The organism is Citrobacter sp. CF971, assembly GCF_006385635.1.
GTDB lineage: Bacteria > Pseudomonadota > Gammaproteobacteria > Enterobacterales > Enterobacteriaceae > Citrobacter > Citrobacter freundii.
The window spans coordinates 831,016-847,429 of the sequence record NZ_CP041051.1; the positions used below are offsets into that span (position 1 = coordinate 831,016).

Consider the following 16,414-nt stretch of genomic DNA (forward strand, 5'->3'; position numbering starts at 1 on the left):
TGGCGCTTTGCTTAGCGGGCCTACAAAACCTGTAGGCCGGATAAGGCGTTAGCCGTCATCCGGCATATAAATTATTGCTCGTGGCGTTTAAACACCAGTTCGCCGTTTCCTGACGCTTCTTCATCAAAGAAATAGCCTTCGCTGTTAAATGCGGTCAGCTGTTCCGGCTGCGTTAAGCGGTTCTCAATGATGTAGCGGCTCATCAGGCCGCGCGCTTTCTTGGCATAAAAGCTGATGACTTTGAACTTGCCGTTTTTCTCGTCGAGGAAGACTGGTTTAATCAGCTCGGCATTGAGCTTTTTCGGCTTCACGGATTTAAAATACTCATCCGAAGCGAGATTAATCACCACGCTGTCGCCTTGTGCTTCAAGTGCTTCATTAAGTTTATCGGTGATGATATCTCCCCAGAACTGGTAGAGATCTTTACCCTTCGCATTGGCCAAACGAATGCCCATCTCCAGACGATAAGGCTGCATCAAATCCAGTGGACGTAGAACGCCGTACAGTCCGGACAACATCCGTAAATGCTGCTGAGCGAAGTCGAAATCCGCCTCGCTGAAGGTTTCAGCCTGCAGCCCGGTATACACGTCGCCCTTAAATGCCAGAATGGCCTGGCGCGCATTGTCCGGCGTGAAGTCAGGCTGCCAGTCATGGAAACGCGTGGCATTCAAATCCGCCAGTTTGTCGCTAATTCCCATCAGCTTGCCAATCTGCGGCGCAGAGAGCTGGCGCGCCACATGGATAAGCTGCTGAGAGTGATCCAGCAGTTCGGGTAGCGTATGGCGTGTTGTTGCCAGCGGACTTTGGTAGTCGAGCGTTTTTGCAGGTGAAATCAGAATCAGCATATCCAGTCCTTGCAGGAAATTTACTGCGACTTTAGCAAAAAAAACGACAGATTTGATCGATGGTTGTGATTGCCGCGCTATCCGCGCGGCGTTTCATCCCAGCTTTCGGGGGCAAGCTGTTGTCTGATATCAGGATAACGGTGCGGATCGAATTCCGGGCGCACCCCGAGTTTACGCTGGCGCAGATAGTCGCTGGCGATGGTATGGACAACCGGAGAAAGCAGCAGAATCGCTGTCAGGTTAGTAATGGCCATACAAGCCATAATGATATCGGCCAACTGCCAGACCAGCGGGAAGCTGACAAACGTTCCGCCGATAATGGTGCTAATGGTAGCGATTCGCAATAGCCAGATGATGCGCATATTGTCCAGTTTCAGAAAGACGAGATTGTTCTCCGCATAGATGTAGTTGGCGACGATCGAGCTAAAGGCAAACAGAATCACAATAAAAGCCACGAATCCGGCTCCCCATTCTCCCGTCAGCGTTACCATTGCTTTTTGAAGTAACTGGATGCCTTCCATTGGCACATAGCTGGTGCCATTGCCTGCCAACAGAATAATCATCGCGCTAGCCGTACAGACCACGAGAGTGTCGCCTAATACCCCAATCATTTGCACAATGCCTTGTGCCGCAGGATGCGGTGGCCAGGAGGCGGCCGATGCAGCTGCATTCGGCGTAGATCCCATTCCGGCTTCGTTAGAAAACATGCCGCGCTGAAAACCGTTGGCAATAGCCTGGCTTAGCGTATATCCGGCCGCACCCGCTGCTGCTTCCTGCCAGCCAAAGGCGCTTTTTATAATGGTGACGATAATGTCGGGAAGCTGCCCGATATGCCACAGACAGATGATGATGCTACTTCCAACCCACAGCAGTGCCATCATCGGAACGAACCATTGCATCAGGCGTGCGACGCCTTTAATACCGCCGACGATGACCAGTAATGACACTATTGCCAGTGCGATACCGGAGAAGAGGGGAGGGATGTCAAAAGCAAAGGTCAACGCACGAGAGACCGAGTTCGCCTGAACGCTGTTAAAAATCAGTCCATAGGCAATCAGTAAAAAGATGGCAAAAAGGACGCCCATCCAGCGCATGCCCAGACCACGTGCCATATACCACGCAGGACCACCGCGGAACTGTCCTTTGCTATCGCGTTCTTTATACAGTTGGGCAAGTGAGCACTCGGCGAATGACGTTGCCATACCAATGACCGCTGAGACCCACATCCAGAAAATGGCTCCAGGGCCGCCAGCGGCGATCGCCAACGCTACGCCGGCCAGGTTCCCGCTACCGATACGCGCGGCAAGGCTGGTGCACAGAGCCTGAAAGGAAGTTAAACCGCCCGGCTGCGGGCTAATGCTGTTTTTAAGACTTGTGCCAAACTGGCGAATGTAGCGGAACTGCACGAACCCTGTACGCCAGGTGAACCAACATCCTGCGCCAAGCAGGAGGTAGATCATCACCGATCCCCAGAGTATTTCATTAATAAATGAGAAAAAATCAGGCATTAACATCCCTCTTGTTGATGCCGGTAAGCGCGAAGATTTCCGTGTAAGCGCTACCAATAATCGACCAGTATATACCTTGTCATGAGAGTGATTGCGGGAGTTTATCATAACAATCGTTATATCCCGCAATTGCGCATCACAGGCTTTGAGATGCGTAATCAGGGCTGAGCAGCGGGTCGGACAATCCAGGCGGTTGCGCTGAGAGTGCGTCGTGCTATCATCAGGGAAGATCGGTTACATCCCCCTAACAAGCTGTTTAAAGAGAATCGCTATCATGACGGACAAATTGACCTCCCTTCGTCAGTTCACCACAGTAGTGGCCGACACCGGAGACATCGCGGCAATGAAGCTGTATCAGCCTCAGGATGCCACAACTAACCCTTCTCTCATTCTTAACGCAGCGCAGATCCCAGAATACCGCAAGCTGATTGATGACGCTGTAGCCTGGGCTAAGCAGCAGAGCAACGACCGCGCACAGCAGATCGTCGACGCGACCGACAAACTGGCAGTAAATATCGGTCTGGAGATCCTGAAACTGGTCCCGGGTCGTATTTCTACTGAAGTTGACGCTCGTCTGTCTTACGACACCGACGCGTCCATCGCGAAAGCAAAACGTCTGATCAAGATGTATAACGACGCTGGCATCAGCAACGATCGCATTCTGATTAAACTGGCTTCAACCTGGCAGGGCATCCGTGCCGCTGAGCAGCTGGAAAAAGAAGGCATCAACTGTAACCTGACTCTGCTGTTCTCCTTCGCGCAGGCACGTGCATGTGCAGAAGCTGGCGTATACCTGATTTCTCCGTTCGTTGGTCGTATTCTTGACTGGTACAAAGCCAACACCGACAAGAAAGAGTATGCACCGGCAGAAGATCCGGGTGTGGTTTCCGTAACGGAAATCTACGAGTACTACAAACAGCACGGTTACGAAACCGTGGTGATGGGTGCGAGCTTCCGTAACATCGGCGAAATCATTGAGCTGGCAGGCTGCGATCGTCTGACGATTGCTCCGGCACTGCTGAAAGAGCTGGCGGAAAGCGAAGGCGCTATCGAACGTAAACTGTCCTTCTCCGGCGAAGTGAAAGCGCGTCCTGCACGCATCACCGAAGCTGAGTTCCTGTGGCAGCACAACCAGGATCCGATGGCTGTAGATAAACTGGCGGACGGTATCCGTAAGTTTGCTGTAGACCAGGGTAAACTGGAAAAAATGATCGGCGATCTGCTGTAATCATTAACGCGTGGCCCTGATATGGGTCACGCTACCTCTTCTGAAACCTGTCTGTCCTTCCTTTCGCAGTGTATCATTCTGTTTAACGAGACTGTTTAAACGGAATAATCATGAATACTTTACGCATTGGCCTGGTTTCCATTTCTGACCGTGCTTCCAGCGGCGTTTACCAGGATAAAGGTATCCCGGCCCTTGAAGAGTGGCTGGCATCTGCCCTTACCACCCCTTTTGAGCTGCAAACGCGACTGATCCCGGATGAACAGGCGATCATCGAACAGACCTTATGCGAGCTGGTGGATGAAATGAGCTGTCATCTGGTGCTGACTACCGGCGGAACGGGTCCGGCACGTCGCGACGTGACCCCCGATGCTACGCTTGCCGTGGCTGACCGCCAGATGCCAGGCTTTGGCGAACAGATGCGCCAGATAAGTCTGCACTTTGTGCCAACGGCTATTCTCTCCCGCCAGGTCGGTGTGATTCGCAAACAGGCGTTGATCCTGAATCTGCCTGGGCAGCCGAAATCGATCAAAGAAACGCTGGAAGGCGTGAAAGATGCCGACGGTAAGGTTATCGTACCGGGTATTTTTGCAAGTGTACCGTATTGTATACAGTTGCTGGATGGGCCGTATGTGGAAACCGCACCGGCTGTTGTAGCATCTTTTCGTCCTAAAAGCGCAATTCGCGATACAAACGCCTGAAAGTAGCCCGATCGTGACATAAGTGCCAATCACAGTGGAGTATTGAATTGTTTACGATATAGTAATTTTTTCTTTACATGTATCGACAGACAGATTCAATAACTCCACTGACTGATGGTTTGCTATGTCACAACACACTCGACCGCTGAATCGCCAGGATTATAAAACTCTTACGCTTGCTGCCCTCGGCGGTGCGCTTGAGTTTTATGATTTCATTATCTTCGTCTTCTTTGCCGCTGTTGTTGGTGAACTCTTCTTTCCGGCAGACATTCCTGAGTGGCTACGTCAGGTGCAAACCTTCGGCATTTTTGCCGCCGGATATCTGGCGCGTCCGCTGGGTGGCATCATCATGGCGCACTTTGGCGATCTGGTCGGGCGTAAGAAAATGTTCACCCTGAGCATTTTGCTGATGGCGATACCGACGCTGGCGATTGGTCTTTTGCCTACCTACGCCTCAATGGGGATCCTCGCACCGCTGTTGTTACTGCTGATGCGCATTTTGCAAGGCGCTGCCATCGGTGGAGAAGTGCCGGGCGCGTGGGTGTTCGTGGCGGAGCATGTACCGGAGCGCCGCATCGGCATTGCCTGTGGCACGCTGACCGCCGGGCTGACGGTGGGGATTCTGTTGGGGTCGGTGGTTGCGACGCTAGTGAATACCAACCTGACGCAACAGGCGGTGCATGACTACGGCTGGCGTATCCCGTTCCTGCTGGGGGGCGTTTTTGGGCTGGTGGCGATGTACCTGCGCCGCTGGTTGCAGGAAACGCCAATCTTCCTCGAAATGCAGCAGCGTAAAGCACTTGCGCAAGAGCTACCGGTGAAGTCGGTGGTGAGTAAGCATAAAAAAGCGGTGGTTATTTCAATGCTGCTGACCTGGTTGTTATCGGCCGGGATTGTGGTGGTGATCCTGATGTCACCAGTCTGGTTGCAGAAGCAGTATGGCTTTGCACCCGCGCTAACGTTACAGGCCAACAGTGTCGCTACCATTATGCTGTGCGTCGGCTGTCTGCTGGCCGGATTTATTGTCGACCGGGTCGGCGCCAGCAAAACCTTTATTGTCGGCAGCCTGCTGCTGGCCTGTTCGAGCTGGTTTTTCTATCACCTGACCGGCAGCCATCCTCAGCACTTGTTCCTGTTATACGGGCTGGTGGGATTATGCGTTGGCGTAGTCGGCGCAGTGCCTTATGTCATGGTGCGGGCGTTTCCGGCGGAAGTCCGTTTTACCGGTATTTCCTTTTCCTATAACGTCTCATATGCCATTTTTGGTGGTCTGACGCCAATCGCCGTGACGATGTTAATGAGCGTGTCGCCAATGGCTCCGGCCTGGTATGTGCTGGCGTTATCGCTGGTGGGGTTAGGTCTGGGAATTTGGCTGCGACAGGATATTTATCATCGCGATACGAGCGTACAGGGAGAGTTACAGCGTTTGTAAGGAATATCCCCCCGTCAGGGGGGATATTGTCAGATTAGTGCGCTTCACCAATCGGCAGGATGGTACGGCCAAACTGTTCGTTCAGCACTTCACCCATCGCCAGGTAAATAGCGCTTGCGCCACACACTAAGCCAACCCAACCCGCTACGTGAATGATTGCTTCGTTACCTGCAATGTTGCCAACGGCCAGCAGGGCGAACAGCACTGTCAGGCTCAGGAACACGAACTGCAGCATGCGCGCGGCTTTCAGCGTACCGAAGAACATGAACAGAGTGAACACGCCCCACAGACCCAGGTAAGCGCCCAGGAACTGACCATTGGTTGCATCCGCGAGGCCCATTTTCGGCATCAGCAGAATCGCAACCAGCGTCAGCCAGAACGAACCGTAGGAGGTAAAGGCGGTTAAACCGAAGGTGTTGCCTTTTTTATATTCCAGAAGACCGGCAAAAATTTGCGCGATACCGCCGTAGAAAATGCCCATCGCCAGAATAATAACGTCTAAAGCGAAGAAACCCGCGTTATGCAGGTTAAGCAGAATGGTGGTCATGCCAAAGCCCATCAGGCCCAGCGGTGCCGGATTAGCCAACTTAGTGTTGCCCATAATTCCTCAAAATCATCATTGATTGAATGGTGAAATAGTTTCCCCAAATAACGATCACTGTCTTCGGGGCGCGGCATAATAATCAGGGGAGAGGGCACTGTCTATGATCTAACGAAGGGAAAACGAATTATTTTCCCTGTGATGGGCATCACGCTTGTGCGTGGTTGAACATTCTGCGCAGGCAGGCAATGTGGAGTACAGCCGGGATCGTCACCCGATAAGCGCTGCCGCTCACCGCTTTAACCCCGTTTAAAGCCGCACCTACCGGGCCGCCAAGTCCGGCTCCGCGCAGTAATCCGTGCCCGATTACGCTGACGGCGGCGTGGGTTCGCAGAATTTTGGTTAACTGGCCGGAGAGCAGGTGAGAGACGCCTTTTGCCAGGTGACGATCCTTCAATAATAACGGTAGCAGTTCTTCCAGTTCAGAAACTTTTGCATCGACAGCCTGCAGAAATTCCTGCTTTTGTCCGGCATCCATTTTTTGCCAGGCATTGCGTAAAAAGTGCTCCAGCAGAGACTGTTCAATTTCGAACGTGGACATCTCTTTATCAGCTTTAATCTTCAGACGCTTCGAAACGTCCAGCAAAATCGCCCGATACAGTTTTCCATGTCCACGGAGTTTATTGGCAATGCTGTCGCCCCCATAATGCTGCAGTTCGCCAGCAATCAGTTGCCAGTTGCGGCGGTGCTGTTCCGGATGTCCTTCCATCGATTTAAATAAATCGTTGTGGTTGAGAACGCTCGACAGACGGGCTTTCCCCTTTTCATTATGTGTAAGCAGGCGGGTAATATTGGCGAGCTGCTCCTCACTGCAATGCTGAAGAAAATCGAGATCGTCGTCATTCAAATAGGTGACATTCATGTTTCTATGGCTTTTGAATAAAAGTATGGGGAATTAGTCGTCGCCGATGATTTTCAGCGTCGCCATATCAGAAGAGTTCACCGTATGGCCGGAGAAGGTAATTTTTTTCACGCAGCGCTTATTGTCGTTGTCGCTATTGATGTTGATCCAATTGGTCGTTTGCCCTTCTTTGATGGAGGAAGGCACGTTCAGACTCTGGCTGGACATGCGGGCAGCTTTGAAATAAACCGATGCACCACTGAGCTGTAAATCACCATGATCGGCCGTAAGTTGAATGCGTTTCACCACGCGGCAAACAGGAAGTTTCAGCGTTAGATCGTTGGTTTCATTACGAGGCATGGCGATCACGCCGAGGACTTTATGATCGTTAGCGTGTGCGGCGCTGCTCAGCAGCAGGCCCATAAGCAGGCTGGCGGAAAGGGTTAATACGGATTTCATGGAATTTCTCTTTGACGGCTGTAAAAGTGTGTCGTTTCAGACCATCTTACCGCTGTCAGAATCATGATTCATGCTTGTAATCTTTTCTTTTTATTACAATTTTTATGTGAATGGCTGTGCTGATTTTATCTGTTTTATGAATTAATTTTGATTTGAGACTATTCATTTTTTAATCTTTTAACCTTTTTTCTGCGATTTTATTGCCACAAGGCTAAAAAAAATTTTCATGCCCCCCTTGATGACGTGGGTTACGACCCCATCTTGTAAGCAACCGCAGTGGTGAGTCTGAAAAAAAACGATTCAGGGTAGTTGAAACCGCACGTTTCGCCCTTATTACAGATTCACAACCACATGATGACCGAATTTTTAGTGGAGACGTTTAGATGGGTAAAATTATTGGTATCGACCTGGGTACTACCAACTCTTGTGTAGCGATTATGGATGGCACTACTGCACGTGTGCTGGAGAACGCCGAGGGCGATCGCACCACGCCTTCTATCATTGCTTATACCCAGGATGGTGAAACTCTGGTTGGTCAGCCGGCTAAACGTCAGGCAGTGACAAACCCGCAAAACACCCTGTTTGCGATTAAACGCCTGATTGGCCGCCGCTTCCAGGACGAAGAAGTACAGCGTGATGAAGCCATCATGCCGTACAAAATCATCGGTGCTGACAACGGTGATGCATGGATTGACGTAAAAGGTCAGAAACTGGCACCGCCGCAGATTTCTGCTGAAGTGCTGAAAAAAATGAAGAAAACGGCTGAAGATTACCTGGGTGAGCCGGTAACTGAAGCAGTTATCACCGTACCTGCATACTTTAACGATGCTCAGCGTCAGGCAACTAAAGACGCCGGTCGTATCGCAGGTCTGGAAGTAAAACGTATCATCAACGAACCAACCGCAGCTGCGCTGGCTTACGGTCTGGATAAAGAAGTCGGCAACCGTACTATCGCGGTATATGACCTCGGTGGTGGTACTTTCGATATCTCTATTATCGAAATCGACGAAGTTGACGGCGAAAAAACCTTCGAAGTTCTGGCAACCAACGGTGATACCCACCTGGGTGGTGAAGACTTCGACAGCCGTATGATCAACTACCTGGTTGACGAGTTTAAGAAAGATCAGGGTATCGACCTGCGTAATGACCCGCTGGCGATGCAGCGTCTGAAAGAAGCCGCTGAGAAAGCGAAGATCGAGCTGTCTTCCGCTCAGCAGACCGACGTGAACCTGCCGTACATCACTGCAGACGCGACCGGTCCGAAACATATGAACATCAAAGTGACCCGTGCGAAACTGGAAAGCCTGGTTGAAGACCTGGTTAACCGTTCTATCGAGCCGCTGAAAGTTGCTCTGCAGGATGCTGGCCTGTCCGTATCTGATATCAACGACGTTATCCTCGTTGGTGGTCAGACGCGTATGCCGATGGTGCAGAAGAAAGTCGCTGAGTTCTTCGGTAAAGAACCGCGTAAAGACGTTAACCCGGACGAAGCCGTAGCAATCGGTGCTGCTGTTCAGGGTGGTGTATTGACCGGTGATGTTAAAGACGTGCTGCTGCTGGACGTTACCCCGCTGTCTCTGGGTATCGAAACCATGGGTGGCGTAATGACTCCGCTGATCGCGAAAAACACCACTATCCCGACCAAGCACAGCCAGGTGTTCTCTACCGCTGAAGACAACCAGTCTGCGGTAACCATCCATGTGCTGCAGGGTGAACGTAAACGTGCTGCTGATAACAAAGATCTGGGTCAGTTTAACCTGGATGGTATCAGCCCGGCTCCGCGCGGTATGCCGCAGATCGAAGTTACTTTTGACATCGATGCCGACGGTATCCTGCACGTTTCCGCGAAAGACAAAAACAGCGGTAAAGAGCAGAAGATCACCATCAAGGCTTCTTCTGGTCTGAACGAAGAAGAAATTCAGAAAATGGTTCGCGAAGCAGAAGCGAACGCAGAATCTGACCGTAAGTTTGAAGAGCTGGTTCAGACCCGCAACCAGGGTGACCATCTGCTGCACAGCACTCGCAAGCAGGTTGAAGAAGCAGGCGACAAACTGCCGGCTGACGACAAAACTGCCATCGAGTCTGCACTGACCGCGCTGGAAACTTCTCTGAAAGGTGAAGACAAAGCGGATATCGAAGCGAAAATGCAGGCGCTGGCACAGGTTTCCCAGAAACTGATGGAAATCGCTCAGCAGCAGCACGCACAGCAACAGGCTGGTGCAGCAGGCGCTGATGCTTCTGCAAATAACGCGAAAGATGACGACGTTGTCGACGCCGAGTTTGAAGAAGTGAAAGACAAAAAATAATCGCCCTTTGAACGGGTAATTACTGGCACGGGCGAAGAGGTTTCCTCTCCGCCCGTGCACGCATGTTAGGGGCAGATAAAAAGAGATGGCTAAGCAAGACTATTACGAGATTTTAGGCGTTTCCAAATCAGCGGAAGAGCGTGAAATCAAAAAGGCCTACAAGCGCCTGGCCATGAAATATCACCCGGACCGCAACCAGGGTGATAAAGAGGCCGAAGCCAAGTTTAAAGAGATCAAAGAAGCGTACGAGATCCTGACCGATGCGCAAAAACGTGCGGCCTACGATCAGTACGGTCATGCTGCGTTTGAGCAAGGCGGTATGGGCGGCGGCGGCGGTTTTGGCGGCGGGGCTGACTTCAGCGATATCTTTGGTGACGTGTTTGGCGATATCTTTGGCGGCGGTCGTGGTCGTCAGCGCGCCTCACGTGGTGCTGATTTACGTTACAACATGGATCTCACTCTGGAAGAAGCCGTGCGTGGCGTCACCAAAGAGATCCGTATTCCGACTCTGGAAGAGTGTGACGTCTGCCACGGTAGCGGCGCGAAGGCGGGCACTCAGCCGCAAACCTGTCCAACCTGTCACGGTTCCGGTCAGGTGCAGATGCGTCAGGGCTTTTTTGCCGTACAGCAGACCTGTCCACACTGTCAGGGCCGCGGTACGCTGATCAAAGATCCGTGCAACAAATGCCACGGGCATGGTCGCGTTGAGAAGAGCAAAACGCTGTCTGTTAAAATCCCAGCTGGGGTTGATACCGGCGACCGTATCCGTTTGTCTGGTGAAGGCGAAGCCGGTGAGCATGGCGCGCCAGCAGGTGATTTGTACGTTCAGGTGCAGGTAAAACAACACCCAATTTTCGAACGTGAAGGCAATAACCTCTACTGCGAAGTGCCGATTAACTTTGCGATGGCTGCTCTGGGCGGCGAGATTGAAGTCCCGACGCTGGACGGTCGCGTGAAGCTAAAAATTCCGGGCGAAACGCAAACTGGCAAACTTTTCCGCATGCGTGGAAAGGGCGTCAAGTCTGTACGCGGTGGCGCTCAGGGAGACCTGCTGTGCCGCGTGGTAGTGGAAACCCCGGTTGGCCTGAACGACAAGCAGAAGCAACTGCTGAAAGATTTGCAGGACAGCTTTGGCGGCCCGACGGGTGAACAAAACAGTCCGCGCTCCAAAAGTTTCTTCGACGGTGTGAAGAAGTTCTTTGACGATCTGACTCGCTAACGACAAGCCAAAAAACTTTCTCGTTTGAAAAAACCGGTATTCCCTTTTAAGGGAATACCGGTTTTTTATTGTCAAGGATAAAAGTGAGTTGGATGGCCTTGAATGTGAGTTTTCTAACATGTCAGGTAAATATATTAGGGGAGGTTAGTAAGAAGATATTGATGCGCTTACTAACAAATATGAACTTATCATATCTACAGCAACATTATTTGACACATTATTTTAAGCAGTCATTATCTATTCTGATGTGAGATTTACATCACTATCTTGTAATTACACTTGTTTAATATTTATCACCGCAGCGAACCTTCATTCATTGATGAAAAAATTATAATTATGGGGAATAAATTCAATGCCTCGGATAAAGGAAATACTACTGGCTAGTCTTGTATTAGCCACTCCAGCTCTTTTTAGCCAAAATGTACAAGCTCTGGAATATAAAAACTCTTTTGGGTCAATTAACGCTGGTTATGCAGACTGGAATAGCGGTTTTGTGAATGTGCATCGCGGTGAAGTTTGGAAAGCAACGACTGATTTTGGCGTCAATTTTAGAGAGGCTGAATTCTATTCTTTTATTGAAAGCAACGTATTAAACCATGCAGTGGCGGGCCGTAACCATACCGTCTCTGCTATGACCCATGTGCGTCTTTTTGATTCTGACTATACCTTCTTTGGCAAGATATACGGTCAATGGGACAACTCATGGGGTGACGATCTGGATATGTTTTATGGACTCGGTTATCTGGGGTGGAGTGGAGATTGGGGTTTCTTTAAACCTTATATCGGCTTGCATAACCAATCAGGTGACTATGTATCACCGAAATATGGACAGACCAGTGGATGGAATGGATATGTTATTGGTTGGACTGCTGTTTATAACTTCTCTTTATTTGGTGAAAGCTTTGTTTTATCTGACTGGAATGAAGTCGAGATTGATAGAAATGATGCTTACACGGAGCAGCAATTCGGTCGAAATGGTTTAAATGGAGGATTAACGCTGGCATGGAAGTTTTATCCACGATGGAAGGCATCTGTAACGTATCGTTATTTTGAGAACAAATTAGGTTATGACGGATATGGGGATCAGATGATTTATATGGTCGGATATTCATTTTAATTAAAATTAAAGGAACTGAAATGAAAAGAACAGTCATTGCCAGCATGATTGGGCTGGCACTGTGCGCCGGGAGCACATTACAAACCGCGCAGGCTGCTGCGGATAAACGCCCTAATTTAGTCATCATTCTTGCGGATGATTTGGGTTATGGCGATCTGGCGGTTTATGGTCATCAAATCGTTAAAACACCGAATATCGATAAATTGGCTCAGGATGGTGTGAGATTTACGGATTACTATGCGCCAGCTCCGCTTTGCTCCCCTTCTCGTGCTGGGTTATTGACTGGACGTATGCCGTTCCGCACGGGGATCCGTTCCTGGATCCCGGAAGGGAAAGATGTGGCATTGGGCCGTAATGAGCTGACGATTGCTAATCTGCTGAAAGCGCAAGGCTACGACACGGCGATGATGGGTAAATTACACCTCAATGCCGGCGGTGATCGAACAGACCAACCGCAAGCTAAGGATATGGGGTTTGACTATGGCCTGGTGAATACAGCCGGGTTTGTGACCGATTCCACTTTAGATAACGCGAAAGAGCGCCCACGCTATGGCACCGTGCATCCGACCGGATTCGCGCGTAATGGCAAACCGATTGGCAGAGCAGAAACATTTAGCGGTGAACTGGTTAGTTCAGAAGTCGTTAACTGGCTGGATAACAAGAAAGACGATAAACCGTTCTTCTTATACGTTGCATTTACCGAGGTCCATAGCCCGCTGGCCTCACCGAAAAAGTACCTCGATATGTATTCGCAATATATGAGTGCCTACCAGAAACAGCATCCGGATCTGTTCTACGGTGATTGGGCTGATAAACCTTGGCGTGGCACAGGTGAGTATTACGCCAACGTCAGTTATATGGATGCTCAGGTTGGTAAAGTAATGGATAAGATAAAGGCAATGGGTGAAGAAGATAACACCATTGTTATCTTTACTAGTGATAACGGACCTGTCACTCGTGAAGCGCGTAAAGTGTATGAGTTAAACCTGGCGGGTGAAACGGATGGTCTTCGCGGTCGTAAAGATAATCTGTGGGAGGGCGGGATCCGCGTTCCGGCAATTATCAAATATGGTAAGCATATTCCGCAGGGAATGGTGACAGATACGCCTGTCTATGGCCTCGACTGGTTGCCGACGCTGGCAAACATGATGAACTTCAAGCTCCCTACCGATCGCACCTATGATGGGCAGTCTTTGATTCCATTGCTGGAACAGAAAACCTTAAAACGTGAAAAACCGCTGATTTTCGGTATCGATATGCCATTCCAGGATGACCCTACTGATGAATGGGCTATTCGTGATGGCGACTGGAAAATGATCATCGATCGTGAGAATAAACCCAAGTACCTCTATAACCTGAAAAAAGATCGTTTCGAGACACTGAACCAGATCGGCAAACAGCCTGATATTGAGAAACAACTCTACGGTAAATTCCTGAAATATAAACAGGATATTGATAACGACTCGTTAATGAAAGCACGCGGTGATAAGCCTACGCCGGTCACCTGGGGCTAATCGAATAATTATAAGAAATACCATGTATGCCACTTAGGGCTCTGCCCGCCTGGCTCAGCGTTTTAGCTCTGAGCCAGGTTCTTTTATTTATAGGCTTGAATGATGATGAGCAGGAAAAGTTGCCAGGTCATGATTAAACCGACGGGTTCGGTATGCAATCTGGATTGTAAATACTGTTTTTACCTGGAGAAAGAGAAGCTCTATCCCCAGAGAAAAGCCAATTACAGGATGTCTGAAGATACGCTTGAATTGTTTATCAAACAGCATATCGCCGCGCAGGATGTGGATGAGGTGATTTTTGCCTGGCAAGGAGGGGAGCCAACGTTGATGGGGCTGCCATTTTTTCGACGGGCGGTCGAACTTCAGCAGATATACGCGGGTGAAAAGACAATAATCAATACTTTCCAGACCAACGGTATTTTGATTGATAACGAATGGGCGATGTTTTTTAAGCAGCATAACGTCCTGGTTGGGATTTCTATTGACGGTGATGCAGCTTTGCATGATGAATGGCGCGTTACGCGTTCAGGAAAGCCGACACACGAAAAGGTTGAGCAAGCCATTAAATGTCTGGTACGTCACGGTGTCGAGTTTAATACGCTGACGGTCGTTAACCGTACAAATATGCGTTATCCGCTGCAGGTCTATGAATATCTTAAAAGCATTGGCAGCCGCTATATGCAGTTTATTCCGCTGGTTGAGAGAGGTGGTGACGCAGGATTGGCACATCCTGTTGATAAACAAACTGTAATGATGTCCTGGTCTGTTGATCCCATCGAATTTGGCCATTTTCTTAATGCAATCTTTGATGTCTGGATCCGTAACGACATTGGCGATGTAGGTGTACAGATTTTCGAGCAAACTTTAGTGGCCTGGTGTGGATTACCGCCACAGGTATGTGTATTTGCGCCAACCTGCGGTAGTGCGTTTGCGCTGGAAATGAATGGTGATGTCTATAATTGCGATCATTTTGTTTACCCACAGTACAAACTGGGAAATATCCAGGATATGACGTTGCGCGCAATGAACAACAGCCAACAGAATCGACAGTTTGGCGACGATAAGCGCCGAACAATGGCACGGGAATGTCATGCCTGTCAGTGGCAGTTTGCCTGTTATGGTGGTTGCCCTAAGCATCGTTTTTTACCTTCGGTTTCTGGTTCTTCGAATCAAAACTACCTGTGCGCGGGTTACCAGGCTTTTTTTGCCCATACCAGCCCAACGATGAATGCGATGAAAACGCTCTATGAAAATGGATTTTCACCCGCAGAGATAAAATCAATATTTGTGTGATAGCAATATTCGCAGGGAGTGAATATGTTTTCTCAAATCAATGTAGATGTGTGTAAAACACCCGATTGTAAAAACCTCGGAGTCTTTAATAGCCCTGATTATTTGGCACAGGGGAAAAATATCCTGTGCCGGGAATGTGGCTTTTTTTTCCCTATCATTTCTGAGCGCTCTCTTAACCTTTTTCGTCAGTCGGTAAACCAGTCATGGAAGGGGTTGGTTAAGGTTTGCCCAACATGCGGCAGTTCCTCATTAAAAAAGTATGGTTTTTCCGCTCAGGGGGAACCGCGAGTTTATTGCCTGCAATGTCATAAAACGTTTATTTCTCCTGTCAGACATAAAGACGATCCTCGTCTGGAAGATCTTGCCCGGCTTATCCTGGAGGGTGCTTCACTTGTTGATATTCGTACGGCGCTGTCTGTCGACAGCACTGGCCTGAACCGCGTTCTACTAAAATTATCCCGTAAGGCAAATCAGGCTGAACGTGAGTTTGTTATTCCGAAATTCGACCTGGTGATGAGTACGCGTGCTTTTCGGATTAGATTTAACGGTAGTGACAACAGTCTGTATGTTCTGGTTACCGTTGAGGAGAATAGCGGTCGGGTTATTGCCGTTTCGACTAATTATTCAACCCAGCCTGTTGAGGGTGAGTACCAGTATGCTTCCTACTATGAAGAACGTTTACCCCCCGGAACGTTAGCGCATCTTGTCCAGCGCAAGGAACTGATGACAATGCGACGAAATACCTTGTTTGATGTGGATTATGGTCCTGCAACGCTATACAGAAACGATTCCGGAATGCTGGTAAAACCTGTCCTGCCGGCTTATCGGCATTTTGAGTTAGTCAAAACACTTACTGATGAACGCTCCCTCAATGTTCAGCATTACATTGACCATGAGTGCTTCATATTAGGTGGTTGTATGATGGCTAATTTACAGCACGTTCAGCAAGGGCGCTGCCATATCTCGTTTGTGAAGGAAAGAGGGGACAGGCCTGCGCAAAGTGATATTCCGTACCGCATGTTTCAAAGTGGGGGGATTCGTAATAATGTCTGGCGTACCTATTCTACCCAAGATTATGCGATAGCGGCATGTAACCTAACGAGTAATAAAAAAACAGGCATGCTGCGTCATGCTACGCTTGCCGGAGCAACGGAATTTATTACGTACATCAATAATCATCCGTTTCTGACACAAATTAACCATATGTCACCCGGTAATGTCGTCTCAACGCTGGATTATCTCCGCTATGCATTCAATGCCCGTCACATCGAACGACATGACTACTAAGAGTACTGATTTTCAGCCGTTCCCACCTGGATTCATTCTTCGTAAAAACCGATCTATCAATCACAA

Annotated in this window: 14 protein-coding genes; 9 read left to right on the top strand and 5 right to left on the bottom strand. The window is 49.5% G+C overall.

From position 1 onward, the window contains the following. Positions 1-71 precede the first annotated feature (71 nt). Both yaaA and E6P06_RS07495 read right to left on the bottom strand, forming a co-directional pair. The gene (gene yaaA / locus E6P06_RS07490; RefSeq protein WP_003018978.1) at positions 72-845 is read right to left on the bottom strand and encodes a peroxide stress protein YaaA; all 774 of its coding nucleotides are present in this window, start codon (positions 843-845) and stop codon (positions 72-74) included. A 77-nt stretch (positions 846-922) separates the two neighbouring features. Continuing rightward, positions 923-2,353, bottom strand: coding sequence for a sodium:alanine symporter family protein (locus E6P06_RS07495; RefSeq protein ID WP_003845646.1), 1,431 nt, complete (start codon positions 2,351-2,353; stop codon positions 923-925). Positions 2,354-2,627: 274 nt separating this feature from the next. Between E6P06_RS07495 and tal the strand changes: the two genes are divergently transcribed. The 3 genes from tal (at position 2,628) to E6P06_RS07510 (ending at position 5,711) form a co-directional block, all read left to right on the top strand. Then, positions 2,628-3,581 carry a transaldolase gene (gene tal / locus E6P06_RS07500; protein ID WP_003018974.1) on the top strand — a complete coding sequence of 318 codons (954 nt, stop codon included), beginning with the start codon at positions 2,628-2,630 and terminating at the stop codon, positions 3,579-3,581. Positions 3,582-3,691: 110 nt separating this feature from the next. Further along, positions 3,692-4,279, top strand: coding sequence for a molybdopterin adenylyltransferase (gene mog / locus E6P06_RS07505; protein ID WP_003018973.1), 588 nt, complete (start codon positions 3,692-3,694; stop codon positions 4,277-4,279). Positions 4,280-4,403: 124 nt separating this feature from the next. After that, positions 4,404-5,711 carry an MFS transporter gene (locus E6P06_RS07510; RefSeq protein WP_003837314.1) on the top strand — a complete coding sequence of 436 codons (1,308 nt, stop codon included), beginning with the start codon at positions 4,404-4,406 and terminating at the stop codon, positions 5,709-5,711. Positions 5,712-5,745: 34 nt separating this feature from the next. Here the strand turns inward: E6P06_RS07510 and satP are convergent, their stop codons facing one another. The 3 genes from satP to E6P06_RS07525 form a co-directional block, all read right to left on the bottom strand. Then, on the bottom strand, positions 5,746-6,312 hold the full coding sequence (gene satP / locus E6P06_RS07515) for an acetate uptake transporter (protein WP_003018969.1): 567 nt from the start codon (positions 6,310-6,312) through the stop codon (positions 5,746-5,748). Positions 6,313-6,460: 148 nt separating this feature from the next. After that, positions 6,461-7,174 carry an acidic protein MsyB gene (gene msyB, locus E6P06_RS07520; RefSeq protein WP_003837316.1) on the bottom strand — a complete coding sequence of 238 codons (714 nt, stop codon included), beginning with the start codon at positions 7,172-7,174 and terminating at the stop codon, positions 6,461-6,463. Between the two features lie 33 nt (positions 7,175-7,207). Continuing rightward, complete coding sequence (locus E6P06_RS07525; RefSeq protein WP_003018965.1) at positions 7,208-7,612, bottom strand: DUF2541 family protein; 405 nt, start codon at positions 7,610-7,612, stop codon at positions 7,208-7,210. A 383-nt stretch (positions 7,613-7,995) separates the two neighbouring features. On the opposite strand from E6P06_RS07525, the gene dnaK reads away from it, so the two are divergent. The 6 genes from dnaK to E6P06_RS07555 all read left to right on the top strand — a co-directional run bounded on the left by dnaK (position 7,996) and on the right by E6P06_RS07555 (position 16,348). Beyond that, a complete protein-coding gene (dnaK, locus tag E6P06_RS07530; protein ID WP_003018959.1) occupies positions 7,996-9,918 on the top strand; it encodes a molecular chaperone DnaK in 1,923 nt (640 codons plus the stop codon). Between the two features lie 85 nt (positions 9,919-10,003). Then, positions 10,004-11,137 carry a molecular chaperone DnaJ gene (gene dnaJ / locus E6P06_RS07535; RefSeq protein WP_003837322.1) on the top strand — a complete coding sequence of 378 codons (1,134 nt, stop codon included), beginning with the start codon at positions 10,004-10,006 and terminating at the stop codon, positions 11,135-11,137. Between the two features lie 352 nt (positions 11,138-11,489). Then, positions 11,490-12,254, top strand: coding sequence for an outer membrane protein OmpK (locus E6P06_RS07540; protein ID WP_139935088.1), 765 nt, complete (start codon positions 11,490-11,492; stop codon positions 12,252-12,254). A gap of 20 nt (positions 12,255-12,274) precedes the next feature. Next, the gene (locus E6P06_RS07545) at positions 12,275-13,768 is read left to right on the top strand and encodes a sulfatase (RefSeq protein ID WP_003837327.1); all 1,494 of its coding nucleotides are present in this window, start codon (positions 12,275-12,277) and stop codon (positions 13,766-13,768) included. A 102-nt stretch (positions 13,769-13,870) separates the two neighbouring features. Then, complete coding sequence (locus tag E6P06_RS07550) at positions 13,871-15,061, top strand: anaerobic sulfatase maturase (protein ID WP_032941172.1); 1,191 nt, start codon at positions 13,871-13,873, stop codon at positions 15,059-15,061. Between the two features lie 24 nt (positions 15,062-15,085). Beyond that, positions 15,086-16,348: a hypothetical protein gene (locus tag E6P06_RS07555; RefSeq protein WP_003837330.1), complete on the top strand. Its 1,263-nt coding sequence runs from the start codon at positions 15,086-15,088 to the stop codon at positions 16,346-16,348. Positions 16,349-16,414: the final 66 nt, after the last annotated feature.

Coding starts and splice junctions, on each gene's coding strand:
- E6P06_RS07525 (WP_003018965.1), bottom strand. CDS start 7,612: ATGAAATCCGTATTAACCCTTTCCGCCAGCCTGCTTATGGGCCTGCTG.
- msyB (WP_003837316.1), bottom strand. CDS start 7,174: ATGAATGTCACCTATTTGAATGACGACGATCTCGATTTTCTTCAGCAT.
- tal (WP_003018974.1), top strand. CDS start 2,628: ATGACGGACAAATTGACCTCCCTTCGTCAGTTCACCACAGTAGTGGCC.
- satP (WP_003018969.1), bottom strand. CDS start 6,312: ATGGGCAACACTAAGTTGGCTAATCCGGCACCGCTGGGCCTGATGGGC.
- E6P06_RS07555 (WP_003837330.1), top strand. CDS start 15,086: ATGTTTTCTCAAATCAATGTAGATGTGTGTAAAACACCCGATTGTAAA.
- E6P06_RS07550 (WP_032941172.1), top strand. CDS start 13,871: ATGATGAGCAGGAAAAGTTGCCAGGTCATGATTAAACCGACGGGTTCG.
- E6P06_RS07495 (WP_003845646.1), bottom strand. CDS start 2,353: ATGCCTGATTTTTTCTCATTTATTAATGAAATACTCTGGGGATCGGTG.
- dnaK (WP_003018959.1), top strand. CDS start 7,996: ATGGGTAAAATTATTGGTATCGACCTGGGTACTACCAACTCTTGTGTA.
- mog (WP_003018973.1), top strand. CDS start 3,692: ATGAATACTTTACGCATTGGCCTGGTTTCCATTTCTGACCGTGCTTCC.
- E6P06_RS07510 (WP_003837314.1), top strand. CDS start 4,404: ATGTCACAACACACTCGACCGCTGAATCGCCAGGATTATAAAACTCTT.
- yaaA (WP_003018978.1), bottom strand. CDS start 845: ATGCTGATTCTGATTTCACCTGCAAAAACGCTCGACTACCAAAGTCCG.
- E6P06_RS07540 (WP_139935088.1), top strand. CDS start 11,490: ATGCCTCGGATAAAGGAAATACTACTGGCTAGTCTTGTATTAGCCACT.
- E6P06_RS07545 (WP_003837327.1), top strand. CDS start 12,275: ATGAAAAGAACAGTCATTGCCAGCATGATTGGGCTGGCACTGTGCGCC.
- dnaJ (WP_003837322.1), top strand. CDS start 10,004: ATGGCTAAGCAAGACTATTACGAGATTTTAGGCGTTTCCAAATCAGCG.